We start from the raw sequence: 24,612 nt of genomic DNA, 5'->3' as shown, positions 1-24,612 counted from the left end.
CAGCGGGGGAGCGGGCGTCAGGGCTGGCCGACGGCCGCCTGCTCGGCCTTGCGAGCGGCACCGGTCTCGGTGCGCGCGCCGTCGGTGGAGAGGTCGCCACCGGTCGACTCGAGGTGCGCGCGGACGAACCAGTGGAACAGCTCGAGGTCGTGCAGGTGCCCGATGAGCAGGTCGTTGGTCACGTCGTCGAGCTCCTCGGTCGCGGACGCGGCCTCGCGGTGCGCCGTGATGACCCCGACGTACACCTCGTCGAGGGCCCCGAGGTGGGCGATGGTCGAGGCGCGGCCGAGCGAGTAGTCCTCCCAGCTCCGCTCGGCGACCAGCGCACCGGGCGTGCCCTTCGGCGAGACGCCCAGGGTCGCGATCCGCTCCGCGACGGCGTCGACCATCGCGCGGACGGCGTCGACCTGCGGGTCGATCATCTCGTGCACCGCGATGAAGTGCGGTCCGACGACGTTCCAGTGGATGTGCTTGAGCGTGAGCTGGAGGTCGTTGAGCGCGTGCAGGCGCTCCTGGAGGATCCCGGCGACCTTCGCCCCTTCCTCAGGGGTGAGCGACGGGACGGTGTACTTGGGCAGGTCGGAGCGAGCGGCCATGGGTGCCTCCTCGGGTCGGGTGCGGTCGCCGCCGTGGTGGCGGGACGGCGTCGGGCGCCGTCCCGCCATCGTCGGGCGGTCCCCGGCCGCTCGCAGCGCGAGGTCAGTCCCGCGGCGTGACGAGCAGCACGAGGCCCAGCACGGCGATCCCGCCGAGGGCGGTGGCGACCGCCGACGAGACGTCTCCCGCGGTGATCGCCTGCACCGCGAGCGCCACGAGGAGGAGCGCGGCCTGGAGCACGGCGACCCTGCGGAGGTCGGGCGCGACGGCCCGCAGCTCCGCGCGCGCCTCGGGTGGCACGTGGTCCGACCACCAGGCGGTGCGCAGCACGAGGTGACCCAGCGGGAGGAGGACGAGCACGACGGGGTCGAAGGGAGCGTCCCCGTCCAGGAGCAGGACGAGCGCGCCGAGGAGCACGAGCAGGTGGGGCACCGGCGGGGCGGGCAGGTAGGCGGTGACGGCCCCGAGGCCGATCGCGGCCCCCCAGACCAGCGACTGCGCGAGCCCGGTCGTCTGGAGCGCGGCTCCGGCGAAGGCGGTGGCGAGGACGAGGAGGAGGACGCGCGGGCACCACCCGGGGAAGGTGCGCTCGGTCTCGACCTCGAGGCGCGGGCGCGGTCCGGCGGTGACGACGTCGCGTCGGACGAGTCGCCTCATCGGGTGGTTCCGGTCGGGCTCGGGCGCCCGGGTCCTTGCCGGTCGAGCCGTCGTGCCGCGAGCTCGAGCGTCCCGCGAGCGCCGTCGGCGCCGGGCGTGCCGTCGTACCAGCGTGCGACGACGATCCCGCGCTCGCGCAGGTCATGGACGCGGTCCGCGCGCTCGTGGCGGGTGACGGCCCAGGCGGTCGCGACGTGGTCGTCGACCTCGGCGACGGACACGGACGGGAGGACGTCGACCACGACCACCACGTGTCCGGTGTCGTGCCACTGGCGGGCGAGGCGGGGTGCCTCGTCGTCGAGCAGGGTCGAGAAGAGGTAGACGGCGGCGCCGGTGGGGACCTGGGGCGGGCGGTGGCGGGCGGAGGGGTCGCCGACGGGACGGGCGAGGGCGAGGCCGTGGAGGATGCGGCGCAGGTGGCGTCGTCCGCCGCCGGGACGGACGGGTCGGGCGAGGCGGCCGAGGTCGTCGAGGGCGACGCGGTCGCCGTCGGCGAGGACGGCCTGGGCGACGGACGCGGCGGCGTGCCGCGCGAGGTCGAGGGACGTGGCCTCGTCGGGGCGTTGGGCGCCGACGCCGCTCCAGGTGGCGAGGTCGGGGGCGACGTCGTCGCGGGAGTCGACGACGAGGACGACGGTCGCCTCGGCGGTCCCGAAGGTCCGGCGGACGTAGAGGGTGTCGAGGGTGGGGGAGCGGCGGGCGGTGGCGCGCCAGTCGATGCGGCGGAGCCGGTCGCCGGGGCGGAAGGCGTCGACGTCGCGGAGTTCGGTGCCGTCGCCGGGGCGTCGGGAGGTGTGGGGGCCGGAGAGCCCGCGCAGGCGGGAGGAGAGGGGCAGGCGGCCGAGCGGGGTCGGGCGGGGCAGGACGAGGCGGCGTGGGCCGCGGGCGACGCGGGCGACCTGCTCCTCGACGCCGTCGGGCCCGTACGCGGCGTAGTCGACGCGGAGGGTGTCGGTGACGCCGGTGCGGGCCGACGGTGCGTGCCAGGCGAGCTCGTGGGTTCCGGCCGTGGTGCGGACCAGGCGTTCGGTGACGAGGCCGCCGGGAGCGAGGGCCCGCAGCCGCAGGAGCTCGACGCCGGGCGGGACGTCGGCGACGGTGCGGGCGGCGAGGGTCCCGGCGGGGGCGTCGGTGTCGAGGTCGACCCGCACGGTGACGGGTCCGTGGGGGCGGTGGGTCCAGCCCCAGACGGCGCTGAGCAGGGGCGGGAGCCCGAGGAGGGCGGCGTCGGGGCGGCGGAACAGGACGCCGAGGGCGAGGAGGGTGGCGCCGAGGAGGACGCCGGCGGCGAGGTGGACGGTGGTGCGCCAGCGTGGTGGGTCGTCGCGGTCCGCCGTGGGGGTGCTCATCCGCGATCGCCGACGGTGGCGGGGCCGGGGACGGTCTGGAGGATGCCGGCGACGACGGTCTCGGGCCGCAGGTCGGCGGCCCACGCCCCGGGGGTGAGGGTGAGGCGGTGGGCGAGCACGGGGACGGCGGCGCGCTTGACGTCCTCGGGCAGGACGACGTCGCGCCCGTCGAGCACGGCGACGCCGCGGGCGAGGAGGGCGAGGTTCTGGGACCCGCGGGGGGATGCCCCGACCTCGAGGTCGCGGTGGGCGCGGGTGGCGGCGGCGAGGTCGACGCAGTAGGCGATGACGTCCGGGTGGACGTCGACCTGCTCGACGGCGGCCTGCATGGCGAGGACGGTGTCGCGGTCGACGACCTGGCGGACGACGGGGTCGTCGTGGCGGCGGGCGATGCGGCGGGTGAGGACCTCGCGCTCCTCGTCGCGCCCGGGGTACCCGACGGACAGGCGCACCATGAAGCGGTCGAGCTGCGCCTCGGGCAGCGGGTAGGTGCCCTCGTGCTCGACGGGGTTGGACGTCGCGACGACGTGGAAGGGGCGGGGCAGCGCGTGGGTGGTGCCCTCGACGGTGACCTGGCGCTCGGCCATGGACTCGAGCAGCGCGGACTGCGTCTTGGGGGCGGTGCGGTTGATCTCGTCGGCGAGCAGCAGCCCGGTGAAGACGGGCCCGGGCCGGAACTCGAAGGTGCGGGTGGCGGGGTCGTACACGGAGGAGCCGGTGACGTCCGAGGGCAGGAGGTCGGGGGTGCACTGCAGGCGGGTGAAGTCGAGGCCGAGCGCGCGGGCGAGGCTGCGGGCGGCGAGGGTCTTGCCGAGCCCGGGGACGTCCTCGAACAGCACGTGCCCGCCGGCGAGCACGGTGGCGAGCGCCAGCGTGAGGGGTTCGCGGGCCCCGACGACGGCGGTCGCGACCTCGTCGAGGACGGCGCGGCCGTGCGCGGCGACCGTCGGCACGTCGAGAGTCGTGCCCGGTCCGGCGGTGCGAGGGGCGGGGTCGGCGGTCATCGGGGTGTCCCTCCGTCGGGGCGGTCCGGGGTGGCGTGGGTGGTGAGGGTCTGGTCGAGCCGGTCGAGTGCCGCGAGCCAGGTGTCGAGCTCCGCGGGCGTCGGGAGGCGCCCGTCGGTGACGAGGTCGTGGACGGTGCGGGCGGCGCGGGGGCCGAGGAGACGGGCCACGTCGGCCGCGGCGCCGGGGTCGGCGAGGTCGTCGATCCCGCAGCGGGTCAGGCGACGCTCCGTGAGGCGGCGCACCCGGCGCGCGGCGGTGACCGTGACGCGGCCGTCGCGGCCCAGGACCGACCAGCCGAGGTCGGACACGTCGCGCCGGTTGCCGTCGCGCCGCACGTCCGGGACGCGCGGCCACACGGTGTCCCCGGCGTAGCCGGTGCGGTGCCACAGCAGGACGCCCGCGACGCCCAGGGTCGTGAGCATGAGGGCGTGCGCGGGCGAGGACCCGAGCAGCACGAGGACCACGCCGAGCCCGACGACGACGACGGCCGCGAGCAGGGCGTGCCGGTCCGCCGGGCGCAGGCGACCCCAGCGCTCGCGCGCCCTCACGGCCGTGCCTCGTCGTAGAGCGGGCGGTCGTGGGGCGTGGCCGGGTCGGGTGTCCCGTCCGCGGGGCGTCCGGCCCGCGTCGCGAGGTCCGCCGCGATGCGGGCCAGGGCGGCGCGAGCCGCCTCCAGGTCGCGCGCGCCGAGTGGCGTCTCGCCGAAGCGGGCCCGGTGGTACAGGCCTCGGAGCGTCGCGACGGCGTCGGCGTCCACCCGGGTGCTGGCCAGGACGGCGCTCGTGAACTCGGTCGGGGTCTGCGCGGGGTCTCGCCGGGTGCCCGCCCGCTCCGCGGCGCGCTCGAGCGCGACCCACGCGGCGACGACGGCGTCGTGCGGATCGACGTCAGGCACGTGCAGGTCGTCGTGCGCCCGGTCGACCGCCTCCCGCAGCTCGGGCACGACCGGGTCCTCGACCGCGTGGACGGAGACGTCGCCGGGTGCCGTGACGAGGAGCTCGCGTCGGCGTCGTCGGACGAGGAGCGCCGGGAGGTACCGGCGCGCGAGCACGACGAGGAGGACGAGAGCGACGATGCCCAGGGTCCAGAGGATGAAGGCATCGACCGACAGACCGCCGGAGTCCGTCTGCGACCGGATCTGGTCCCGCGCGTCGGACAGGACGTCGGTCGTCGCGGTCTCCGGGGGCGGCGCGACCTGTTCCTGCCCGACGCGGTCGAACCAGCCCGGCGCCTCCCAGCCCCACGGCGCGCCGACGGCCGCGGCGAGCACCGCCGCGAGCGCCAGTGCGGCGACGGCGGCGAAGCGTGCCGGTCCGGGCCGGCGGTGGTCGTCCCCCTGCGGTGCGGTCATACGGGTCGGAGCGACTCGGCGTGGACGCCGGCGACGGCGGCGGCGACGAACGCGGCGGGGTCGGCGTCGAGGCCGCGGCCCATGGTGGAGAGCCTGACGGGGACGGCGTGGAGGGCGTCGAGGAGGTCCGGGCCGGCGGGGACGTCGACGAGGTGGTGGCGCCCGGTGGGGGCGGCGAGGGTCGCGGCCTGCTCGGCGACGCGGCGGGTGAGGTCGGCCCCCCCACCCGGTGAGCCGCTCGACGTCGGCCGTGGGGACGGGCACGGGGACGTCGCTGGGGGCGAGCGCGACGCGGCCGTACGCGGTGAGGGAGTGGTGGGAGACGCCGAGGTGGCGGTCGCGGGCGTCGGCGCCGGAGACGCGCAGGGACGCGACGGGGCGGCCGCGGAGGGCGGCGACGGCGTTGAGGGCCTCGCCGGCGGCGACGCCGGAGAAGCCCCAGCGGGTGCCGGTGCCGAGGTTGCCGGGGCCTTGGGCGACGACGACGAGGTCGGCGCCGGTGACGTGGCGCGCGGCGAGGAGGCCGGTGTGCACGGTGACGGCCTCGAGGTCGCCGCCGAACGCCTGTCCGACGGTGAGGCAGGTGTCGATCCAGCCGGTCTCGCGCAGGGTGGCGACGGTGCGGGAGAAGGCGGCGGGCAGGGCTCCGCCGTCGGTCATGACGTAGGCGACGCGGGGTGCGGGGCGGCCCGCGAGCGCCGCGGCGTGCCGGGCGCCGGCGACGACGGCGGGCAGGGCGGAGTGGAGGTCGGCGACGACGACGGGGGTGGCGTCGAGGTCGTCGGCGTCGCGGAGGGTGTCGTGGTGGGGGGACTCCTGCTCGTCGACGCCGAGGACGAGGGCCTGGAGGGGGGTGTAGCGGGCCTTGACGAGGTGCCCGGGCCCGGGGGCGGGGTCGGGCGGGAGGGGGGTGCCGGTCTGGGCGGGCCCGACGACGAGGGCGTACCCGCCGGTGCCGAGGCCGCGCGCGAGGGCGGAGACGTTGAGGAGCACGTGGTCGCCGGGGTCGGGGGTGCCGACGAGCTGGGTGTAGGCGAGGGCGCGCACGGTGGCGTCGGGGTCGTCGTCCCGCCCGGGGAGGGGGTCGTGGAGCCGCACGTGCAGCTCCTGGGCGCCGGTCCAGGCCTTCGCGTGCGACACCACGGTCGCGGTCCGCCACGTGATCACGCGGCACACCCTATCGACCGACTAGCGTGGTGCCGATGTCCGAGCCCACGCCTCCCTCCGTCGCGCCCGATCCCGCGCCCTCGTCGTCGGGGTCGTCGCCGACGAATCCGGCGGCGCGTCTGCTGAACCTGGTGATCGCGCTGGTGAACACGAACGCGTCGATGACGAAGCAGCAGATCCGCACCAGCGTGGCGGGGTACGGCGACGCGCCCTCCCCGGACGCGTTCGAACGCATGTTCGAGCGCGACAAGGACACGCTGCGCGACCTGGGGATCCCGATCGTCACGGTGGACGCGGGCGGGCACGCGGACGAGGTGGGGTACCGGATCGACCAGGACGCGTACGCGCTGCCCGCGGTGGACCTGACGCCGGCGGAGCTGGGGGTGCTGGCGCTGGCGACGCAGTTCTGGCAGGACAAGACGCTGCGGACGGACATCTCGCGGGCGCTGACGAAGCTGCGGGCGGCGGGCGCGGGGGAGACCGCGATGGACGTCGTGGCGGGCCTGGCGCCGCAGGTGCGGCCGGTGGGCGACGCGTACGCGACGCTCATGGACGCGATCTCGGCGCGGCGCGTGGTGTCGTTCACGTACCGGGCGGCGAGCACGGGGGAGGTGCGGGCGCGGCGCGCGCAGCCGTGGCGGATCGCGGCGCGGCGCGGCGGCTGGTACCTGGTCGGGTTCGACCTGGACCGTGGGGCGCCGCGGTCCTACCGGCTGAGCCGGGTCGAGGGCCGGGTGCGGGCGACGGGCCCGCGCGACGCGTTCGAGGTGCCGGTCGACGTGGACGTGGACGCGGCGCTGGGCACGCGCGACGCGGGCGGGGTCGCGCGCCTGGCGGTCGTGCCGGAGCGCGCGGGTGCGTTGCGGGCGCGCGGCACGGTCGTGGGGTCGGTGCCGGACGCGCGGGCGGGCGACGGCGCGGGCCGGGACGTGCTGGAGGTGGCGTACGACGTGCGGTACGCGCTGGCGGACGAGGTCGTCGGGTACGGGGACGCGGTGCTGGTGCTCGGGCCGCCGGACCTGCGCGCGGCGGTCGTGCGGCGGCTGCGGGACGCGGCGGCGCTGGGCTCCGCGCAGGACGCCGGCGCGGGCACGGGCGAGGGGACGACGGAGGTGACGGGGCGTGGCTGAGCGCGCGGACGACCGGCTGGTGCGCCTGCTGGGCATCGTCGCGTACCTGGACGGGGCGGGCCCGGTGCCGGTGGGGGAGCTCGCCCGGCACTTCGGCGTCAGCGAGCGCCAGGTCCTGGACGACGTCGACGCCCTGTGGGTGTCCGGCACGCCCGGCTACTGGCCGGACGACCTCATCGACTTCGACGCCGACTCGATCGAGCGCGGCGTCGTGCGGCTCACCGAGGCGCGCGGCATGACCCGGCCCCTGCGGCTCGGCACGCGCGAGGCGGTCGCGCTCATCGCGGCGCTGCGCGCGATGCGGGAGACCGCGGCGGTGCAGGCCGACCCGGAGCGCGCGGGAGTCGTCGAGTCGGTGCTGCGCAAGCTCACCGACGCGACCGGTGAGGCGGCGGCGGCGCTCGACGTGCAGCTCGCCCCCGAGGGCGACCCGCGCGTGGTCGCCGCGATCACGAGCGCGCTCGTCGCGGGACACCGGCTGCGCATCCGGTACGTGACGGCCGCCGACGAGGAGTCCGAGCGCGAGGTCGACCCCGTGTCCCTGCACACGCAGGACGAGCACGCCTACCTGCTCGCGTGGTGCCACCGCGCGCAGGGTCGACGCACGTTCCGCGTCGACCGCATCCTCGCCGCCACCGAGCTGGACCAGCCCGTCGAGGGGCACGACGTCGACGCCGACGTCGACTTCACCCCCACCGGCGACGCCCCGCTCGCGACGATCACGTTCGCCAGCCCCGCGCGCGCCGTCGCCGAGCAGGTCCCCGTCGAGTCCGTGCGCAACCTGCCCGACGGCGCGTTCGAGGTGCGCCTGCGCGTCACCAACCCGGTGTGGCTGCGCCACCTCCTCACCGAGCGGGCGCGGCACGTGCTCGCCGTCGAACCCGCGTCGGTCGCGCGCGACGTGCGCGACGCCGCGAGCGCCGCCCTGTCCGCGTACGCGCACCTGCCGGGCGAGCCCGACGGCGGGGCGGGCGACGAGCGGACCGCTGGCTAGGGTGGGCGGCATGTGGTTCTGGGTCTGGACGCTGCTCGTCGTGGGCACGCTCGTCGGCGCGTTCTTCCTCGCGCGACGCCTGTGGCGGTCCGTGAAGGGTCTGGGGCGCGAGCTGTCGCGCGCCTCGCAGGTCGCGGCGGACCTGAGCGCGCGGGCGGACGAGCTGTCGCGCGCCCTGGAGGAGGCGCAGCCCTCGACCGCGCCGACGCTGTTCGACGACCCCGTCGTGCTCCAGGAGCGCGTGGACCTGCTGCGCGCCGAGCGCGCGGAGCGGCGCGTGCTGCGGCGGCGGCGCGACGAGCAGGTCTGGTCCCGCTGGCGCCGGTTCAACGCGTAGGGTTCACCGCGTAGACTCGCTCGCGTAGCGCCGTTCGCCTCGAGGAGGAGTTAGCCCATGGGCATGCTCAAGCCCTGGCACATCATCGTGCTGGTCGTCGTCATCCTGCTCCTGTTCGGCGCGCGCCGGCTCCCGGACCTGGCCAAGAGCGTCGGCCAGTCGCTGAAGATCTTCAAGAGCGAGGTCAAGGACCTGCGCGAGGACGACAACCCCCCGCCCGCGGCGGGTGGCCCGGGCACGACGAACCCGTCGACCGGTACCTCCGCGCCGACCGTGACCGGAGGGACCACGTCGCCCGAACCGGGCGACACCTCGAAGGGATAGTCGGTGTCACGTACCTCCCGTGACCCCGAGGGGCGGATGCCGCTCCGAGAGCACCTCCTGGAGCTGCGCAAGCGTCTCTTCCTCGCCGCGTGCGGCCTCGTGGTCGGCGCGATCGTCGGATGGTTCCTCTACGAGCCGCTGCTCGAGGCGCTGCAGGCGCCGCTGCTCAAGGCGGCGGAGGAGCAGGGCAAGGTCATCAGCCTGAACTTCTCGGGCCTGGCCTCCGCGCTCGACATGAAGGTCAAGGTCTCGCTCTTCCTCGGCGTCCTCGTCACGTGCCCGTGGTGGCTGTACCAGCTGTGGGCGTTCATCACCCCGGGTCTGACGACCCGGGAGAAGCGGTACGCGTTCGCGTTCCTCGGCGGGTCCGTCCCGCTGTTCCTCGGCGGCGCGTACCTCGCGTGGTGGGTCCTGCCCCACGCGGTCGACATCCTCGCCGGGTTCGTGCCCGACGGCGCGACCAACCTCGCCGACGCGCAGGGCTACCTGAGCTTCGTCATGCGCCTCGTGCTGGCGTTCGGTCTCGCGTTCGTGCTGCCCGTGGTGCTCGTCGCGCTCAACGCTGCCGGCCTCCTGCGCGCGTCCGCGATGGCCAAGGGCTGGCGCTGGGCGGTGCTCGTCGCGTTCGTGTTCGCGGCCGTCATGACCCCGACGCCCGACGCGCTGACGATGATCTTCGTGGCGCTGCCCATCTGCGGGCTCTACTTCGCCGCGCTCGGCATCAGCTACCTCCACGACCGGCGCGTCGACAAGCGCGACGCCGCACGGCTGGCTCTGTGAGCGCCACGCCCCGGCCGCGCCCCGCCGGGCGCGGGGGACGCGCATGAGCACGGTCGCGCTCGTCGTCAACCCGACGGCGGGGCGCGGCCGCGGTCGCACCGCGGGGGCGCGCACCGCCGAGGCGCTGCGCGCGGCGGGGCACGACGTCGTCGACCTCAGCGCCCCGAGCCTTCCCCTCGCCCAGGAGTCGGCCGACGCCGCCGTGCGCGGCCCGGGCGGCGACGGCGCGGGAGCCCGACCCGGGGTGGACGCCCTCGTCGTCGTCGGCGGGGACGGCATGGTGCACCTCGGCGTCAACGCGACCGCCGGGACCGGCGTCCCGCTCGGCATCGTCGCGGTCGGGACGGGCAACGACTTCGCGCACGGCCTCGGGCTGCCCACGACCCGCACCGACCGGTGCGTGGACGCCGTCCTCACCGCTCTCGGCACCGTCGCGAGCGCCGGGTCCTCGGCGAGCGCGCCGCCGTCCGTGCGCGCGGTCGACGCCGCCCGCGTCACGGGCGAGCACCTGGTGGCGCCCCGCTGGTACGCGGGCGTGCTGTCCGCGGGGATCGACGCGGCCGTCAACGCCCACGCGAACGCGGCCACGTGGCCGCGCGGGCGGTCGCGGTACGCGCGCTCGGCCCTCACGGAGATCACGCGGTACCGCCCGTACGGGTACCGGGTCACGCTGCGCGGCGTGCCCGCGGGCGACGAGCTGCCCGACCTGCTCGCCGGCGCGCCCCTCCTGCTCGACGGCGCCGCCCTCGGGACGAGCGCGGACGCCCCCGGCGCGCAGGGCGGGCGGACCGTGGTGTGGGAGTCGCCGGGTCGCGCTCGTGTCGGTCGCGAACGGGTCCGCGCATCGGCGGCGGCATCCGGATCGCGCCGGGCGCGGCGCTCGACGACGGCCTGCTCGACGTCGTCGTCGCGGGCCCGTTCGGGCGCTGGGGCGCGACGCGCATCTTCCCCGGCATGTACGCGGGGCGGCACCTGGCGAACCCCGGGGTCGGGACCCTGCGTGCGACGTCGGTGACGGTCGCGGCGACCGAGGCGGGCGCGACCCCGCCGCACGCGTTCGCCGACGGGGAGCACCTGGGTCCCCTGCCGCTACGGGTCGACGTGGTCCCCGGCGCGCTGCACGTCCTGGACGACACGGCCGGCCACGCCGCGCCCTGACCCTCCGCCGACGACGCGCCGACCGCGTCCCGACGGCCCGCCGCGCCGCACCTCGCGCGCCGACCGGCGAGGTCGGCGCCGGACCGTAGGCTGGCACCATGACGGCCGCTGAATCGCCCGCCGCCCGTTACGCCGCGTCCCGGGCCCGCCAGGCGGCGTCCCGCACCCGGCTCGCGGAGTTCCGGCAGGTCCTCGACTTCCCGCTCGACGACTTCCAGGAGCGCGCGTGCGAGGCGCTCGAGGAGGGGCGCGGCGTCCTCGTGGCGGCCCCCACGGGTGCCGGAAAGACGGTCGTGGGCGAGTTCGCGGTCCACCTCGCCCTCGCCGGCGGGCGCAAGGCGTTCTACACCACCCCGATCAAGGCGCTGTCCAACCAGAAGTACGGCGACCTCGTGCGCCGCTACGGCGCGGACTCGGTGGGCCTGCTCACCGGCGACACGACGATCAACGGGGAGGCGCCCGTCGTCGTCATGACGACCGAGGTGCTGCGCAACATGCTGTACGCGGGCTCGCGCACGCTGGAGGGCCTCGCGTTCGTCGTCATGGACGAGGTGCACTACCTCGCCGACCGGTTCCGCGGGCCGGTGTGGGAGGAGGTCATCATCCACCTGCCCGACGACGTCCAGCTCGTGTCCCTGTCCGCGACGGTGTCCAACGCGGAGGAGTTCGGCGACTGGCTCGAGATGGTGCGCGGCGACACGACCGTCGTCGTCAGCGAGCGTCGGCCCGTGCCGCTGTGGCAGCACGTGCTCGTCGCGTCGGCGAACCCGGCGACCGGGGTCGCGCACGCGGGCGGCGGCCGGGCGCTCGGCGCGGACCTGCTCGACCTGTACGCGGGGCACGTGGACCCCACGGACCCGGGCGTGAACCCGCCCATCAACCCGGACCTGCTGGCCGCGTTCCGCGCGGCCCCGCGCACGGGCGCGTCGGGTCCGGGCGGGCGGCGCGGCCCGGGCGACCGCGGGTACCGGGGGCGGGGCGGGCGGCGTCCCGGCCCCGACCGGTCCGGGCTCGGGGCGCGCCGCACCCCGGCGCGGTTCGCCGTCGTGGACGCCCTGGACGCCGACGGGCTGCTGCCCGCGATCTACTTCATCTTCTCCCGCGCCGGGTGCGAGGGTGCCGTGCAGCAGTGCCTGGCCGCGGGGCTGCGCCTCACCTCGCCCGCGGAGGAGGCGGAGATCCGGCGCGTCGCCGAGGAGCGCACCGAGACCATCCCCGCGGAGGACCTCGAGGTGCTCGGCTACTGGACGTGGACGGAGTCGCTCGCGCGCGGGATCGCGGCGCACCACGCCGGGATGCTGCCCGTGTTCAAGGAGACCGTCGAGGAGCTGTTCAGCCGCGGCCTCGTCAAGGTCGTGTTCGCGACCGAGACGCTCGCGCTCGGCATCAACATGCCCGCGCGGTCCGTCGCGCTGGAGAAGCTCGTCAAGTGGGACGGGACCGCGCACGTGGACGTCACGCCCGGCGAGTACACCCAGCTCACCGGCCGGGCGGGGCGGCGCGGCATCGACGTCGAGGGGCACGCCGTCGTCGTCGACCACGCGGGCCTCGACCCCGTGCACCTCGCGGGCCTGGCGTCCAAGCGCCTGTACCCGCTGCGCTCCAGCTTCCGGCCCACGTACAACATGGCGGTCAACCTCGTCGCGCAGGTCGGGCGGGACCGGGCGCGCGAGGTGCTGGAGACGTCGTTCGCCCAGTTCCAGGCCGACCGCGGCGTCGTCGGGCTCGCGAAGCAGGCGCAGGCGCACGCCGAGGCCCTCGACGGGTACGCCCAGGCCATGACGTGCGACCGGGGAGACTTCGCCCAGTACGCCGCGCTGCGGCGGCGCATCACCGCCCGCGAGGGCGACCTGTCGCGCGCCGCGAGCCGGTCCCGCCGCGCGGAGGTCGTGGCCGCGTTCGAGCGGTTGCGACCCGGGGACGTCGTCGAGGTGCCGTCGGGGCGGCGCGCGGGCTACGTCGTCGTGCTCGACCCGGGGGAGGGGGCAGGGTTCGACGGACCGCGCCCCACCGTGCTCACCCAGGACCGGCAGGTGAAGAAGCTCACCGTCGCCGACGCGCCCGGCGGCATCCGCACCGTCGCCAAGGTCCGGGTGCCCAAGTCGTTCAACCCGCGCGTCCCGGCGCAGCGCCGCGACCTCGCGTCCACGCTGCGCAACGCCCTCGGGGCGCTCGACGAGCCCGGCGCGCGCCCCGGGCGCACCACCCGCTCCCGGTCGGCCGCCGCGGACGACGCCGAGCTCTCGCGGCTGCGCGCCCAGCTGCGCGCCCACCCGTGCCACGACTGCCCCGACCGCGAGGACCACGCCCGCTGGGCCGAGCGGTGGGCACGGCTCAAGAAGGAGCACGACCAGCTCGTGCGCCGCGTCGAGGGCCGCACCGGGTCCATCGCGCGCGTGTTCGACCGCATCTGCGACGTGCTGCTCACCCTCGGCTACCTCGCCCCCGGCGAGGTCGCGGACGACCCGGTCGCTCCGCTCGAGGACGCCCTGGACGCGGAGGAACCCGCGGGCGGGTCCCCCGACGACGAGGACGGCTCCGGCCGCGCGGGCGGACGGGGGGCGGTCCGAGCGGGGCTGCGCGTCACCCCCGACGGGCAGTGGCTGCGCCGCCTGTACGCGGAGAACGACCTGCTGCTCGCCGAGTGCCTGCGCCGCGGCGTGTGGGAGGACCTCGACGCCCCCGCCCTCGCGGCGGTGGTGTCCACGTGCGTGTACGCGGGGCGGCGCGAGGACCACGGCGAGCCCGACGTCCCCGGCGGCCCCCACGGCAAGCTCGCCCGCGCGCTCGAGGCGACCACGCGCGTGTGGTCCGAGGTGGACGACCTCGAGGAGGCGCACGACATCGACGCGACCGGCGCCCTCGACGAGGGCCTCGTCACCGCCGTGCACCGGTGGGCCGTGGGCCGCAGCCTCGACGCCGTGCTGCGCGGCTCGGAGATCGCGGCCGGTGACTTCGTGCGCTGGTGCAAGCAGGTGATCGACGTCCTCGACCAGGTCGCGACCGCCGCGCCCACCCCCGCGGTGCGCCGCACCGCGCACCAGGCGATCGAGAAGCTGCGGCGCGGCGTCGTCGCGTACTCCAGCGTCTGAGCCGACGGCGGCGCACGGCCGCGCCGGGGAAGGCGGCGGCGTGACGTGCACGACACCCGGTCCCACCTGCGTGGACGCGGGGTCGGGAGGGGTGAGGTTCGGGCGGTTGTGGCGGTATCGTGAAGGATTGTGGCCTCAACCCTGTACCGCGGCGGCGTGATCCACTCCCCGGCCGACCCGTTCGCGGAAGCGCTCCTCGTCGACGACGGCGTCATCGCCTGGATCGGCGCCGACGACACGGCCGACGGGCTCGCCGCCCGCGCCGACCGCGTGATCGACCTCGACGGCGCGCTCGTCGCGCCCGGGTTCGTCGACGCGCACGTCCACCTGTTCGAGGTCGGGCTCGCCCTCGCGGGCGTCGACCTGTCCGCGAGCGCCGGCGTGACGACCCTCGCGGCCGCGCTCGAGGCGGTCGCGAAGGCCGCCGCGGACGTCGGGGACGACGACGTCGTGCTCGCGTTCGGGTGGGACGAGCGGTCCTGGCCCGAGGGGCGCCCCCCGACGCGCGACGAGCTCGACGCGGCCGCCGGCGGGCGCGCGGTGTACGCGGCGCGGGTCGACGTGCACTCGGCCGTGGTCTCGACGACGCTCGCGCGGCGGTGCGCCCTGGCGGAGCGGCCGGGGTGGGACGAGTCGGGCTGGGTCACGGGGGAGGCGCACCACGTCGCGCGGGACGTCGCGCGCGACGTGTCGCCGGCGCGGCGCACCGACCTGTACCGGGCGGCGCTGCGTGCCGCGGCGGAGCAGGGGATCGTGTCGGTGCACGAGATGAGCGCTCCGCACATCGACACGCGGGCCGGGCTGCGCGAGCTGCTCGCGCTCACGGGCGAGGCGTCCTCGGGGCTGGCGCACGTCGTCGGGTACCGGGGCGAGCTGTGCACCACGGTCGACGACGCGCGCGAGCTCCTTGCGGACGTGCCGGGCCTGGCGGGCATCGCGGGCGACCTCAACGTGGACGGCTCGATCGGGTCGCGCACCGCGGCGATGCGCCTGCCGTACCAGGACGGGCCGGACCGGACCGACCGCGGGAACCTCTACCTGAGCGCGGAGCAGATCGCGAACCACCTGTCCGCGGTGGGCGCGGCGGGCTCGCAGGGCGGTTTCCACGTCATCGGGGACCGCGCGATGGACGAGCTCGTCCTCGGGCTGAAGGTCGCCGCGGAGGTCCACGGCCAGGGCGCGGTGCGCGCGGCGCGGCACCGGGTGGAGCACGCGCTGTTCGTGGACGCGTCGGCGCTGGCCTCCCTGCTGCTGTTCGGGGTGAGCCTGAGCATCCAGCCGGGGTTCGACGCCGCGTGGGGCGGCCCGCAGGGCATGTACGCGGCGCGCGTGGGCGCGACCCGGGCCGAGGGCCTGAGCCCGTTCGCGGACCTCGCGGGCGCGGGCGTCCCGCTCGCGTTCGGGTCGGACGCGCCGGTGACGCGGCTCGACCCGTGGGCAGGCGTGCTCGCGGCGATGTCGCACGTGGACCCGGACCAGCAGATCTCGGCGCGGGCCGCGTTCCGCGCGCACACGCGCGGCGGGTGGCGCATCGCGGGGCTGGACCACACGGGCGCCGGGCAGCTGCGCGTCGGTGCTCCCGCACACCTGGCGGTGTGGCGGGGCGAGCACCTGGTCGTGCAGGGTGCGCTCGGGCGCACGACGTCGTCGTGGAGCACGGACGCGCGCGCCGGGCAGCCGCTCCTGCCGGAGCTCGGCCCGGACGTGCCGCGGCCGCGGTGCCTGCAGACCGTGCGCGACGGCGTCCCCCTGTTCGACACGTTCGTCTGACCGCTACCGCTTGACACGGCCCTGAGCCGGAGTAGGTTCGACAGGGTGTTCCGGCCCCCGCGGCCGCAGGGGGATCAGCCACCGACGACGACCCCTCGGCGTGCCGCGCCGGGTACCTGGCCGGGCCCGCGCGCTCAGTAGAAAACGTGCTCCGCCGGTGGCGGCGGTGTACGGGCCGAAGGGCGCGCGGGCCCGCACACACCACCCCTCGTTCACCCGCTGGGCCGCCGCCGCGGACCCGGGTCCGTGCAGGTGGGTGGCGTAGGGTGCACCCGTGCACGCCCCCGAGCCCACGGCCGCCCCGGCCGGGCGATCCCGCCCCGTCGGACCTGACGCCCCCGCCACGATCTCGTCGGCACCCGCGGCCGGACCCACGGAGACCGGCCCCGACGTCCCCGGCGCGGCGGACGCGCGCACCCGGGTCGGGACGCCGTCGCGGCCGCTCACGCTGCTCCTGGCCCTCGCGGGCGGCCTGGTCAGCGACGCGGCGTTCCCCGACCGCGGGTGGTGGCCTCTCGCGTTCGTCGGCGTCGCCGCGCTGTTCTGGGCGTTGCGCCGCGACGGTGCGCGGTGGGGCTTCCTCGTCGGGCTCGTGTGGGGCCTGGCGTTCTTCCTGCCGCACCTGTGGTGGGCCAACTACGCGACCGAGACCGTGCCGTGGGTCGCGCTGTCCGTCATGGAGGCGTGCTTCGTCGCCGTGCTCGGCGCCGCGTGGGTGTGGGCGCGGCGCTGGCCGTGGCTGGCCGGGCGCCCGTGGGCGCGGGCCGTCGCGTTCGCGCTGCTGTTCGTCGGTGTCGAGCAGGCACGCACCGAGGTCCCTTTCGGGGGCTTCCCCTGGGGCCGGCTCGCGTTCTCCCAGGCGGACTCCCCGCTCGGGCGCGCGGCGTGGCTCGGGGGCGAGGTCCTCGTGTCCCTGCTCGTCGCGCTCGCCGGGTCGCTGCTCGCGGTCGCCGTCCTCGCGCTGGTGCGCCGCCGCGGCGGCGTGACGGGCGTCGTCGTCCCCGTCGCCGTGGCCGGCGCGCTCGTCGCGGCGCCGCTGCTCGTGCCGCTCGACACGCGCGCCGAGGCGGGGACGCTCGCCGTCGGCGCCGTGCAGGGCAACGTGGGCGAGCCCGGCCTCGGGTCGTTCGCGAACCGGGCGGAGGTGCTGAACAACCACCTGCAGGGGACCGTCGCGCTGCTGGACCAGGTGGAGCCCGGCGACCTCGACGTCGTGCTGTGGCCGGAGAACGGGTCCGACCTCGACCCGCAGACCGCGCCCGACGTCGCGCGCGCCATCGACGACGCCGCGCGCGAGGTCGGCGCCCCGATCCTCGTCGGCGCCCAGGAGTACCCCGAGACCGGCGGCCGGTACAACGTGTCGCTGCTGTGGGAGCCCGGCGCGGGCGTCGTGGACCGGTACGCCAAGCAGCACCCCGCGCCGTTCGGCGAGTACATCCCGCTGCGATCGCTGCTGCGGATCTTCTCCGACCAGGTCGACCGCGTGAGCATCGACATGATCCCCGGCACCGAGACCGGGGTCGTCGACCTCGCGTCCGAGCGCCTCGGGCGCACCGTGCCGCTCGGCGTCGTCATCTGCTTCGAGGTCGCCTACGACGGCCTCGTGAACGACGCCGTGGACGCGGGCGCCGAGGTGCTCGTCGTGCAGACCAACAACGCCTCCTTCGGGTACACCGCCGAGTCCACGCAGCAGCTCGCCATGTCGCGGCTGCGCGCCGTGTCGACCGGGCGCGCGACCGTGCAGGTCTCGACCGTCGGCGTGAGCGGCGTCATCGCCCCCGACGGCACCCTGCTGCAGAGCACCGGGCTGTTCACCGCCGACCAGCTCGTCGCGGACCTGCCGCTGCGCACGAGCCTGACCCCGGCCGTGCAGGCGGGGGACTGGCCCGGGCGCGTCGTCGAGCTCCTCGCGCTCGGCCTGCTCGCGGCGGGGTCGTGGGCGCCGTCCGCGAGCGCCGCGCGGTCCGGGCGTCCGCGACGTCCGCTGCGACCGGGGACGCCGCGCGGTGAGCGAGCGCCCCCGGGGAGCCCGCCGCGCCGGGCCGCGTGCTCGTCGTCGTGCCCACGTACGACGAGGCGCTGACCCTACCGGGCACGCTCGCGCGCCTGCGTGCCGCGGTGCCCGACGCGGACGTGCTCGTGGTCGACGACGCGAGCCCGGACGGGACGGGCGACCTCGCCGACGCCGCGGCCGTCGCGGACCCGGGCGTGCACGTGCTGCACCGGGCGGGCAAGGAGGGCCTGGGCGCCGCGTACGTCGCGGGGTTCGGCTGGGGCCTGGACGCCGGGTACGACGTCCTGGTCGAGATGGACGCCGACGGGTCGCACCAGCCCGAGCAGCTGCCGTCCCTGCTCGCGGCGCTCGCCCCGGCGGGGGAGCCCGGCGACGGTGCTGACCTCGTCATCGGCTCGCGCTGGGTGCCGGGCGGGCGGGTGGAGAACTGGCCGTGGCACCGCGAGGTGCTCTCGCGGGCGGGGAACGTGTACGTGCGCGTCGCGCTCGGGCTGGACCTGGGGGACGCGACGGCGGGCTTCCGCGCGTACCGCGCCGACGCGCTGCGCGCCGTCGACCTCGCGAGCGTGGAGTCGCACGGCTACTGCTTCCAGGTGGACATGGCCTGGCGGGTCGTGCGTGCGGGCGGGCGGGTGGTCGAGGTGCCGATCACGTTCGTCGAGCGCACCGCGGGCCGGTCGAAGATGAGCCGCGCGATCGTCACCGAGGCGCTGTGGAAGGTGACGGTGTGGGGTGCGCGACGCCGCGCCGCCCAGCTCGCGGGGGCGGTCCGGGGGCGGGGGAGCCGGGCCTCTCGCTGAGGCCGGGCGCAGCGGGGACGGAGCGGTGCGCGAGCGGGGCGGGGGCCTGCGACCTGCCCGTGACGCACGAGAGGCCCGGACCCTGCGGGGTCCGGGCCTCTCCGGTCGTCGGGCGACCGCGCGGTGTCAGGCGCTGCGGCGCAGCTTGCCGGCGCGCAGCAGGCCGAGGCGCTCGTCGAGGAGCTCCTCGAGCTCGGAGATCGTGCGGCGCTCGAGCAGCATGTCCCAGTGGGTGCGGGCGGGCTTGCCGGCCTTGGGCTCGGGACGCTCCGCGTCGCGCAGGAGCGCCTCGGCGCCGCAGCGGCACTCCCACACCGGGGGGACCTCGGCGTCGGTCGAGAACGGCAGGATGATGGTGTGCCCGTTGGGGCAGTCGTAGTGCGCCTGGAAGCGGGGGGCGAAGTCGACGCCCTCGTCCGACTCCATGCTCTTCGCACCGATGCTCATCCCGCGCAGCGAACGGTCGGCCATGGTGTCCTCCTGAGGGGTCTTCGGGGGTGGGTGGGCGCGCCCGGTGGGGTGCGGGCAGCGGCCCGGTCTACGAGAGGCAACGCCTCACCGTCGGTCGGTGTTCCGACGCGTCGTGAAGGTCCGGTGAACGTCGCGGGGTGTCCGCGGCCTCGCCGCCCCCCACGGCGCCCGGCCGGTCCGCCTCGGCGCGTCGCGGTCCCAGGCTCCCGGGTTTCGATGCCCGACGCAACTCGTCACGGCCGCCACCGCCCGGACGTGCGCACGCTCACACCGGCGGCGCGAGGACCCGGGAACAAACCCGCGGGGCGGGGGGTTGAGCGGCATGTACATGCAAACGCATCGACCTAGGACTCACGGGAGCACACCATGCAGTTCGGCATCTTCACCGTCGGCGACGTCACGACGGACCCCACGACGGGCCGGACCCCCGACGACACCGAGCGCGTGCGCGCGATGCTGACCATCGCGAAGCACGCGGACGAGGCGGGCCTGGACGTCTTCGCCACGGGCGAGCACCACAACCCGCCGTTCGTCCCGTCCTCGCCGACGACCATGCTCGGCTACCTCACCGGTGTGACGAAGAACATCGTCCTGTCGACGTCCACGACCCTCATCACGACGAACGACCCGGTGCGCCTCGCGGAGGAGTACGCGATGCTCCAGGTCATCTCGAACGGGCGCATGGACCTCATGATGGGCCGCGGCAACACGGGCCCGGTGTACCCGTGGTTCGGGCAGGACATCCGCAACGGCATCCCGCTCGCGATCGAGAACTACGCGCTGCTGCGTCGCCTGTGGACCGAGGACGTCGTGGACTGGGAGGGCAAGTTCCGCACCCCGCTGCAGGGCTTCACCTCGACCCCGCGCCCGCTGGACGGCGTGCCGCCGTTCGTGTGGCACGGGTCGATCCGCAGCCCCGAGATCGCCGAGCAGGCGGCCTACTACGGCGACGGGTTCTTCCACAACAACATCTTCTGGCCCATCAGCCACACGAAGCAGATGGTGCAGTTCTACCGCCAGCGCTGGGAGCACCACGGCCACGGCCCCGCGGACACCGCGATCGTCGGGCTCGGCGGCCAGGTGTTCATGCGCAAGGACTCCCAGAAGGCGTGGGACGAGTTCCGCCCCTACTTCGACAACGCGCCCGTGTACGGGCACGGCCCGTCGATGGAGGACTTCACGCGCGAGACGCCGCTCACCGTCGGCTCCCCGCAGCAGGTGATCGACCGGTACGCCGCGATGCGCGAGCACGTGGGCGACTACCAGCGTCAGCTGTTCCTCATGGACCACGCCGGCCTGCCGCTCAAGACGGTGCTCGAGCAGATCGACCTCCTCGCGGGCGAGGTCGTGCCCGTGCTCCGCAAGGAGATGGAGGCCGCCCGGCCCGCGCACGTGCCGGCGAACCCGCCGAGCCACGCCGAGCGGGTCGCCGCGGCCCGCGCCGCCGGGACCGAGGGCGCCGCGCACGTCGGCGGCACCGAGGACCGCTGGACCGGGCGCACCGCCGAGGACGACCAGGAGCCGGCGAAGGCCGGCGCCGCGTTCGGGCTGTAGCCCGCGCCGTCCCGCGGCCGGCACGACCGGCCGCGAGACCGGCCGCCCGACGACGTACGGTCGAGGGGTGCCCCGCGCACCCGGTCGACCGGCCGCCGTCGGGCACCCGCACCACCCGGCCCGGCGACGGGCCGACCCCCGCACGACTCGCCACACCCCAGGAGCACCGCATGACCGCCAGCACCCCCGCCCCGGACCGCCGCCTCGTCGTGGTGTCCGCCGGCCTGTCCAAGCCGTCCTCCACGCGCCTGCTCGCCGACCGGCTCGGCGAGGCCACCGTGCGCGAGCTCCAGGGCCTCGGCGTGAGCGCCGAGGTCGAGACCGTCGAGCTGCGCGACCACGCGCACGCCGTCGTCGACGCCATGCTCACCGGCTTCCCCACGGGCGAGCTCGCCGGGGTCCTCGAGCGCCTGACCGCCGCCGACGGGATCGTCGTGACCACCCCGCTGTTCACCACCACGTACTCCGGGCTGCTCAAGTCGTTCGTCGACGTCCTCGACAAGGACTCGCTCACCGGCACGCCCGTGCTGCTCGGCGCGACCGGCGGCACCTCGCGCCACTCGCTCGCGCTCGAGTACTCCCTTCGGCCGCTGTTCACCTACCTGCGGGCCGACGTCGCCACGACGTCCGTGTTCGCCGCGACGGACGACTGGGCCGCCGCCGAGGCCGACGCCGGCGGCGGGCTGCCCGCCCGGATCGCGCGCGCGGGACGCGAGCTCGCGGAGAAGGTCGCCCTGCGCAAGAACACCGGCCCCGCCGACCCGTTCGCGGCCACGCCCGACTTCACGGCGCTGCTCGGCGGACTCTGACCCACCCCGTGACCGCGCGCCCCCGGCCACCGGTGCTCCCGGCCGGGGGCGCGCTCACGTCGTCCTGACCTGCGGCGACACCACCCGAGGGGTTGCTCTCGGAGGGTGTCGCGCGGCAGGATCGGGGGACCGACGACGACGGGGGAGCACCATGAGCACCAGCGCGACCGAGGGCCACACCGAGGCGCAGCCGGCAGGACCGGCCCCGGAGCCCGGCGTCGAGGCCGTCGCCCCCGTCACGGTCGCGGTCCCGGTCGTCGAGGCGCTCGCCGCGCACGCCGACGGCCGCCTCCCGGCCCCGCCCCGGAGGCGACCCGGAGGCGTCGTGACCGTCCCCGGCCGGGTGCCCGACACGTCGCGCTTCGCCGCCGCGCCCCGCTACCCGGCCATGTTCCACGTCGCCGGCGGCCGGCTCGTGTGGGACGGCGCACGGCTGCGCCTCGTCCGCGGCGACGACACCGTGGTCGAGCCCGCCGGGCGACCCGTCGTGACCGTCACCGGGGACGGGCCGACCGTCGTCGTGACCTGGCGCGACGAGCACCCCGGGGCGCGGTCGACCCGCGCCGTCCTGCTCGACGGGTCGTCCGCACGCTTCGCCCGGTTCGCGCGCTCGCTCGCGGACACGCGACCCGGGAGCATCGTCGTCGACGACCGGACCGTCCCCTCGCCGCGCGTGCCACGCCTTCAGCCCGACCAGGCGGGCACCGCCCGACGCCCCGGCGTGTTCGCCCGCGCCCTGTGGCGCGTCGTCGGGCGCGGCACACCCGCCGCGAGCGCCACCACGGGCGACGGGGGAGCGGCGCTCGTCGCCCGCCTCGAACGCCTCGCCGCCCTGCACCGCGCCGGCGACCTCACCGACACCGAGTTCGCGCGCGCGAAGCAGGCGCTGCTCGGCTGACGGGCCGGCCGGGGTCCGGCTGCCGTCAGTCCCCGGTCGGGCCCCACCCGGTCACGTCGACCTGCGTCATGACGGACCGGCCGTCGCGGAAGTCCCCGTACCGCGCCCAGGCGAGCACGACCCGCAGCACGACGATGCCGTCGTCGGCCAGCGACCCCGCGAACTGCGGGAACGCCGCCGCGTACGCCGCGGCGCAGCGCTCCCGGTCCGCACCCACCGGCACGTCCGCCACGCCCTCGCACTGCAGCGTCGTCCCGTCCGTGCCACCCACGGTCACCGCGACGCGCGGGTCTCGAGCCAGGTTCGCCACCTTGCGCGACGTCGCACGCGCGTCGAACACCAGCTCGCCCGCGCCCGTCGCCGCCACCGCGAGGAAGGCGGCCTGGGGCCCGCCGTCGTCGCCCAGCGACGCGACGACACCCCACCCCTGAGAACGGACATAGCCGACGAACGTCTCCCGGTCCATGGCGCCACCGTAGCGCCCCGCCCGCCGGACCGGAGACAGGGAAGACGTCGACACGAAAACCCTGGACCGCCACGGACGCCACCTGGCACCGTCGCACGATGACGGACTTCCGCACCGACCTCGCCGGCACCGACCAGGAACGCCTCTGGGACGCCGGCGCCGCAGCCCGGTACGACACCCCCGGCGAGGGCATGTTCGCACCCGACGTCCTCGACCCCGCCGTCGACCGGCTCGCGGCGCTCGCAGGCCGGGGGAGCGCGGTCGAGCTCGCCGTCGGCACCGGCCGGGTCGCGATCCCGCTCGCCGCGCGCGGCGTGCCCGTGACCGGCATCGAGATCTCCCGGCACATGGTCGCCCGGCTGCGCGAGAAGGCCGACGAGACGACCCTGCCCGTCGTCGTCGGCGACATGGCCACCGCCCGGGTCCCGGGGGAGCACACGCTCGTCTACCTCGTGTACAACGCGATCTCGAACCTGCTCACCCAGGACGCCCAGGTCGCGTGCTTCCGCAACGCCGCCCGCCACCTCGCCCCCGGAGGCCGGTTCGTCGTCGAGCTCTGGGTCCCCGAGCTGCGCGCCCTCCCGCCCGGCCGTACCGCGACCGTCTGGCACGACGAGCCCGGCTACCTCGGCGTCGACACCTACGACGTCCTCCACCAGCGCGTCGTGTCCCACCACGTCCGGTTCGACGACGACGGCCGCACCACGGTGGGACGCACACCCCACCGGTACGTCTGGCCCGCCGAGCTCGACCTCATGGCCCGCCTCGCCGGCCTCGAGCTCGAGACCCGCCACGCGGGATGGGCGGGGGAGCCGTTCACCGCCGAGTCCCGCTCCCACGTGTCCGTGTACCGGCGCCCGCCGCACCCGTCCTCCGCGTCGTGATATCCCACCCCGATGGACCAACCCCGTCGTCGCACCCGACCCGTCGTCCTCGCCACCGCCGTGCTCGCCGCCCTCACCGCCTGCTCCGGCGGGGTGACGGCCCACGACCTCGTGACCCGCCTCGCCGACGAGCCCGTCCCCTACGACGCCCTCCCCGGCACGATGACGCCCGACGAGATGGACCCCGACTCGGCCCGACGCCTGGGCGAGCTCGACGGGGTCACCTTCTACGCCGGGGCCGGCAGCCGCGACGGGCAGGACGTCGTCTGCCTCGTCACCGTCGTGCCAGGAGACACCCCGCAGGACGACGCGGGAGCCGCCACGTGCGGCCTCGTCACCGACCTCGACGACTCCGACCTCCCGCTCAGCCTCCTCGCCCCGGACGGGACGCGGGTCACCGCGGTCCTCGTCCCCGACGGCCTCCCCACCGATGCCGGCCTCACCCGCGTCACGCCCAACCTCGCCGCCGTGGTCTCACGCACCCCCTGAACCCCGGGAGCTCAGGCCGCCCCGCTCACCCTCCGGACGACGCCTCGATCGTGTCCAGGTCGCGCACCGCGAAGCGGTGGTGCTCCCACTCCTCCTCGAGGATCACGTGCACGCACGACAACGTCGTCTCCGGGTACTGCGGCGACCAGGGGTTGCGCCGTACCACCGCCAGCCCCTCCGACGTCACCCCCGCCAGGAAGTCCCGCACCATCGCCACCCGGCCCGCGCGCGCCTCCAGCACCTCCCCGTACGACGGCGTCCCCGTCACGAACAACGACAGGTCCAGCCCGTCCTCCGCCGCCTGCGGGCCGGCCTGCCCCAACGGGTGGAACGGCTGCTCCACCTCCAGCACCGCCCGCCCCAACCACGCGTCCGTCGCCAGCACCAGGTGCCGCAACGTCTGCGCGAACGACCACTCGCCGTCCACCGACACGTCCACGGCGCTCGCGGGCAGGGCCGCCGCCCGCTCGAGCGTCGCCGCCCACGTCGACTCCAGCGCCGCCCACGCCGCGCG

The 24,612-nt window shown here is 76.2% G+C and carries 24 protein-coding genes and 2 pseudogenes; 16 read left to right on the top strand and 10 right to left on the bottom strand.

Annotated elements, in window-relative coordinates:
- Nucleotides 1-17 precede the first annotated feature (17 nt).
- The 7 genes and pseudogenes from FB00_RS12940 to FB00_RS23245 form a co-directional block, all read right to left on the bottom strand.
- Nucleotides 18-596, bottom strand: coding sequence for a Dps family protein (locus FB00_RS12940; RefSeq protein ID WP_047233342.1), 579 nt, complete (start codon nucleotides 594-596; stop codon nucleotides 18-20).
- A 103-nt stretch (nucleotides 597-699) separates the two neighbouring features.
- Nucleotides 700-1,254, bottom strand: a complete 555-nt coding sequence (locus FB00_RS12935; protein ID WP_047233341.1) for a hypothetical protein — start codon at nucleotides 1,252-1,254, stop codon at nucleotides 700-702.
- On the bottom strand, nucleotides 1,251-2,603 hold the full coding sequence (locus tag FB00_RS12930) for a DUF58 domain-containing protein (RefSeq protein ID WP_047233340.1): 1,353 nt from the start codon (nucleotides 2,601-2,603) through the stop codon (nucleotides 1,251-1,253). The genes FB00_RS12935 and FB00_RS12930 overlap by 4 nt, the downstream gene beginning before the upstream one ends.
- Nucleotides 2,600-3,607 carry an AAA family ATPase gene (locus tag FB00_RS12925; protein WP_047233339.1) on the bottom strand — a complete coding sequence of 336 codons (1,008 nt, stop codon included), beginning with the start codon at nucleotides 3,605-3,607 and terminating at the stop codon, nucleotides 2,600-2,602. The genes FB00_RS12930 and FB00_RS12925 overlap by 4 nt, the downstream gene beginning before the upstream one ends.
- On the bottom strand, nucleotides 3,604-4,158 hold the full coding sequence (locus FB00_RS12920; RefSeq protein ID WP_047233338.1) for a hypothetical protein: 555 nt from the start codon (nucleotides 4,156-4,158) through the stop codon (nucleotides 3,604-3,606). The genes FB00_RS12925 and FB00_RS12920 overlap by 4 nt, the downstream gene beginning before the upstream one ends.
- Nucleotides 4,155-4,961: a DUF4129 domain-containing protein gene (locus tag FB00_RS12915; protein ID WP_047233337.1), complete on the bottom strand. Its 807-nt coding sequence runs from the start codon at nucleotides 4,959-4,961 to the stop codon at nucleotides 4,155-4,157. Before FB00_RS12915 ends, FB00_RS12920 begins: the two co-directional genes overlap by 4 nt.
- Nucleotides 4,958-6,128, bottom strand: a pseudogene (locus tag FB00_RS23245) (DUF3866 family protein). The gene FB00_RS12915 and the pseudogene FB00_RS23245 overlap by 4 nt, the downstream one beginning before the upstream one ends.
- A gap of 131 nt (nucleotides 6,129-6,259) precedes the next feature.
- Here FB00_RS23245 and FB00_RS12905 point away from each other — a divergent pair.
- The 11 genes and pseudogenes from FB00_RS12905 to FB00_RS12860 all read left to right on the top strand — a co-directional run bounded on the left by FB00_RS12905 (nucleotide 6,260) and on the right by FB00_RS12860 (nucleotide 18,527).
- On the top strand, nucleotides 6,260-7,258 hold the full coding sequence (locus tag FB00_RS12905) for a helix-turn-helix transcriptional regulator (protein ID WP_231581837.1): 999 nt from the start codon (nucleotides 6,260-6,262) through the stop codon (nucleotides 7,256-7,258).
- Nucleotides 7,251-8,252 carry a helix-turn-helix transcriptional regulator gene (locus FB00_RS12900; protein ID WP_047233336.1) on the top strand — a complete coding sequence of 334 codons (1,002 nt, stop codon included), beginning with the start codon at nucleotides 7,251-7,253 and terminating at the stop codon, nucleotides 8,250-8,252. Before FB00_RS12905 ends, FB00_RS12900 begins: the two co-directional genes overlap by 8 nt.
- A 10-nt stretch (nucleotides 8,253-8,262) precedes the next feature.
- Nucleotides 8,263-8,589, top strand: coding sequence for a hypothetical protein (locus FB00_RS12895; RefSeq protein WP_047233370.1), 327 nt, complete (start codon nucleotides 8,263-8,265; stop codon nucleotides 8,587-8,589).
- Between the two features lie 57 nt (nucleotides 8,590-8,646).
- Complete coding sequence (gene tatA, locus FB00_RS12890; protein ID WP_047233335.1) at nucleotides 8,647-8,913, top strand: Sec-independent protein translocase subunit TatA; 267 nt, start codon at nucleotides 8,647-8,649, stop codon at nucleotides 8,911-8,913.
- Nucleotides 8,914-8,949: 36 nt separating this feature from the next.
- Nucleotides 8,950-9,693: a twin-arginine translocase subunit TatC gene (gene tatC, locus FB00_RS12885; RefSeq protein WP_047233334.1), complete on the top strand. Its 744-nt coding sequence runs from the start codon at nucleotides 8,950-8,952 to the stop codon at nucleotides 9,691-9,693.
- A gap of 43 nt (nucleotides 9,694-9,736) precedes the next feature.
- Nucleotides 9,737-10,708, top strand: a complete 972-nt coding sequence (locus tag FB00_RS12880; protein WP_052877650.1) for a diacylglycerol/lipid kinase family protein — start codon at nucleotides 9,737-9,739, stop codon at nucleotides 10,706-10,708.
- Nucleotides 10,591-10,851: pseudogene (locus FB00_RS22780) on the top strand (diacylglycerol kinase family lipid kinase); the annotation flags it as partial. The gene FB00_RS12880 and the pseudogene FB00_RS22780, both read left to right, overlap by 118 nt.
- A 98-nt stretch (nucleotides 10,852-10,949) precedes the next feature.
- On the top strand, nucleotides 10,950-13,943 hold the full coding sequence (locus tag FB00_RS12875) for a DEAD/DEAH box helicase (RefSeq protein ID WP_047233333.1): 2,994 nt from the start codon (nucleotides 10,950-10,952) through the stop codon (nucleotides 13,941-13,943).
- 129 nt (nucleotides 13,944-14,072) lie between these two features.
- Nucleotides 14,073-15,713, top strand: coding sequence for an amidohydrolase (locus tag FB00_RS12870; protein ID WP_047233332.1), 1,641 nt, complete (start codon nucleotides 14,073-14,075; stop codon nucleotides 15,711-15,713).
- 274 nt (nucleotides 15,714-15,987) lie between these two features.
- Complete coding sequence (gene lnt, locus FB00_RS12865; RefSeq protein WP_231581836.1) at nucleotides 15,988-17,796, top strand: apolipoprotein N-acyltransferase; 1,809 nt, start codon at nucleotides 15,988-15,990, stop codon at nucleotides 17,794-17,796.
- Nucleotides 17,772-18,527 (top strand): polyprenol monophosphomannose synthase, encoded by a 756-nt coding sequence (locus tag FB00_RS12860; protein ID WP_331386745.1) that lies wholly within the window; start codon nucleotides 17,772-17,774, stop codon nucleotides 18,525-18,527. Before lnt ends, FB00_RS12860 begins: the two co-directional genes overlap by 25 nt.
- A gap of 126 nt (nucleotides 18,528-18,653) precedes the next feature.
- Here FB00_RS12860 and FB00_RS12855 read toward each other — a convergent pair whose 3' ends face one another.
- Complete coding sequence (locus tag FB00_RS12855) at nucleotides 18,654-18,998, bottom strand: RNA polymerase-binding protein RbpA (protein WP_021483180.1); 345 nt, start codon at nucleotides 18,996-18,998, stop codon at nucleotides 18,654-18,656.
- Between the two features lie 366 nt (nucleotides 18,999-19,364).
- Between FB00_RS12855 and FB00_RS12850 the strand changes: the two genes are divergently transcribed.
- The 3 genes from FB00_RS12850 to FB00_RS12840 all read left to right on the top strand — a co-directional run bounded on the left by FB00_RS12850 (nucleotide 19,365) and on the right by FB00_RS12840 (nucleotide 22,259).
- A complete protein-coding gene (locus tag FB00_RS12850) occupies nucleotides 19,365-20,552 on the top strand; it encodes an LLM class flavin-dependent oxidoreductase (protein WP_047233330.1) in 1,188 nt (395 codons plus the stop codon).
- Nucleotides 20,553-20,722: 170 nt separating this feature from the next.
- Nucleotides 20,723-21,361, top strand: a complete 639-nt coding sequence (locus FB00_RS12845) for a CE1759 family FMN reductase (protein WP_047233329.1) — start codon at nucleotides 20,723-20,725, stop codon at nucleotides 21,359-21,361.
- A 151-nt stretch (nucleotides 21,362-21,512) separates the two neighbouring features.
- Entirely contained in the window at nucleotides 21,513-22,259 is a 747-nt protein-coding gene (locus FB00_RS12840) for an SHOCT domain-containing protein (protein WP_047233328.1), read from the top strand.
- Between the two features lie 25 nt (nucleotides 22,260-22,284).
- Here the strand turns inward: FB00_RS12840 and FB00_RS12835 are convergent, their stop codons facing one another.
- Nucleotides 22,285-22,725: a pyridoxamine 5'-phosphate oxidase family protein gene (locus tag FB00_RS12835; RefSeq protein ID WP_047233327.1), complete on the bottom strand. Its 441-nt coding sequence runs from the start codon at nucleotides 22,723-22,725 to the stop codon at nucleotides 22,285-22,287.
- Between the two features lie 98 nt (nucleotides 22,726-22,823).
- On the opposite strand from FB00_RS12835, the gene FB00_RS12830 reads away from it, so the two are divergent.
- Nucleotides 22,824-23,609 (top strand): class I SAM-dependent DNA methyltransferase, encoded by a 786-nt coding sequence (locus tag FB00_RS12830; protein WP_047233326.1) that lies wholly within the window; start codon nucleotides 22,824-22,826, stop codon nucleotides 23,607-23,609.
- A 12-nt stretch (nucleotides 23,610-23,621) separates the two neighbouring features.
- A complete protein-coding gene (locus tag FB00_RS12825; protein WP_047233325.1) occupies nucleotides 23,622-24,098 on the top strand; it encodes a hypothetical protein in 477 nt (158 codons plus the stop codon).
- A 25-nt stretch (nucleotides 24,099-24,123) separates the two neighbouring features.
- Here the strand turns inward: FB00_RS12825 and FB00_RS12820 are convergent.
- Nucleotides 24,124-24,612, bottom strand: a 489-nt coding sequence (locus FB00_RS12820) for a DinB family protein (protein WP_047233324.1), incomplete at its 5' end; no start/stop codon positions are given.

Source organism: Cellulosimicrobium funkei, from assembly GCF_001019615.1.
Lineage (GTDB): Bacteria > Actinomycetota > Actinomycetes > Actinomycetales > Cellulomonadaceae > Cellulosimicrobium > Cellulosimicrobium cellulans_E.
The sequence above is the reverse complement of the archived record's forward strand: the minus strand, read 5'-3'. Positions and strand labels throughout refer to the sequence as shown.

Excerpts from the sequence above, each read along its gene's own strand:
- FB00_RS12935 (WP_047233341.1), bottom strand. The coding sequence starts at position 1,254 with ATGAGGCGACTCGTCCGACGCGACGTCGTCACCGCCGGACCGCGCCCG.
- FB00_RS12940 (WP_047233342.1), bottom strand. The coding sequence starts at position 596 with ATGGCCGCTCGCTCCGACCTGCCCAAGTACACCGTCCCGTCGCTCACC.
- FB00_RS12845 (WP_047233329.1), top strand. The coding sequence starts at position 20,723 with ATGACCGCCAGCACCCCCGCCCCGGACCGCCGCCTCGTCGTGGTGTCC.
- FB00_RS12830 (WP_047233326.1), top strand. The coding sequence starts at position 22,824 with ATGACGGACTTCCGCACCGACCTCGCCGGCACCGACCAGGAACGCCTC.
- FB00_RS12855 (WP_021483180.1), bottom strand. The coding sequence starts at position 18,998 with ATGGCCGACCGTTCGCTGCGCGGGATGAGCATCGGTGCGAAGAGCATG.
- FB00_RS12895 (WP_047233370.1), top strand. The coding sequence starts at position 8,263 with ATGTGGTTCTGGGTCTGGACGCTGCTCGTCGTGGGCACGCTCGTCGGC.
- tatC (WP_047233334.1), top strand. The coding sequence starts at position 8,950 with ATGCCGCTCCGAGAGCACCTCCTGGAGCTGCGCAAGCGTCTCTTCCTC.
- FB00_RS12915 (WP_047233337.1), bottom strand. The coding sequence starts at position 4,961 with ATGACCGCACCGCAGGGGGACGACCACCGCCGGCCCGGACCGGCACGC.
- FB00_RS12825 (WP_047233325.1), top strand. The coding sequence starts at position 23,622 with ATGGACCAACCCCGTCGTCGCACCCGACCCGTCGTCCTCGCCACCGCC.
- FB00_RS12925 (WP_047233339.1), bottom strand. The coding sequence starts at position 3,607 with ATGACCGCCGACCCCGCCCCTCGCACCGCCGGACCGGGCACGACTCTC.
- tatA (WP_047233335.1), top strand. The coding sequence starts at position 8,647 with ATGGGCATGCTCAAGCCCTGGCACATCATCGTGCTGGTCGTCGTCATC.
- FB00_RS12875 (WP_047233333.1), top strand. The coding sequence starts at position 10,950 with ATGACGGCCGCTGAATCGCCCGCCGCCCGTTACGCCGCGTCCCGGGCC.
- FB00_RS12880 (WP_052877650.1), top strand. The coding sequence starts at position 9,737 with ATGAGCACGGTCGCGCTCGTCGTCAACCCGACGGCGGGGCGCGGCCGC.
- FB00_RS12930 (WP_047233340.1), bottom strand. The coding sequence starts at position 2,603 with ATGAGCACCCCCACGGCGGACCGCGACGACCCACCACGCTGGCGCACC.
- FB00_RS12850 (WP_047233330.1), top strand. The coding sequence starts at position 19,365 with ATGCAGTTCGGCATCTTCACCGTCGGCGACGTCACGACGGACCCCACG.
- FB00_RS12835 (WP_047233327.1), bottom strand. The coding sequence starts at position 22,725 with ATGGACCGGGAGACGTTCGTCGGCTATGTCCGTTCTCAGGGGTGGGGT.
- FB00_RS12840 (WP_047233328.1), top strand. The coding sequence starts at position 21,513 with ATGAGCACCAGCGCGACCGAGGGCCACACCGAGGCGCAGCCGGCAGGA.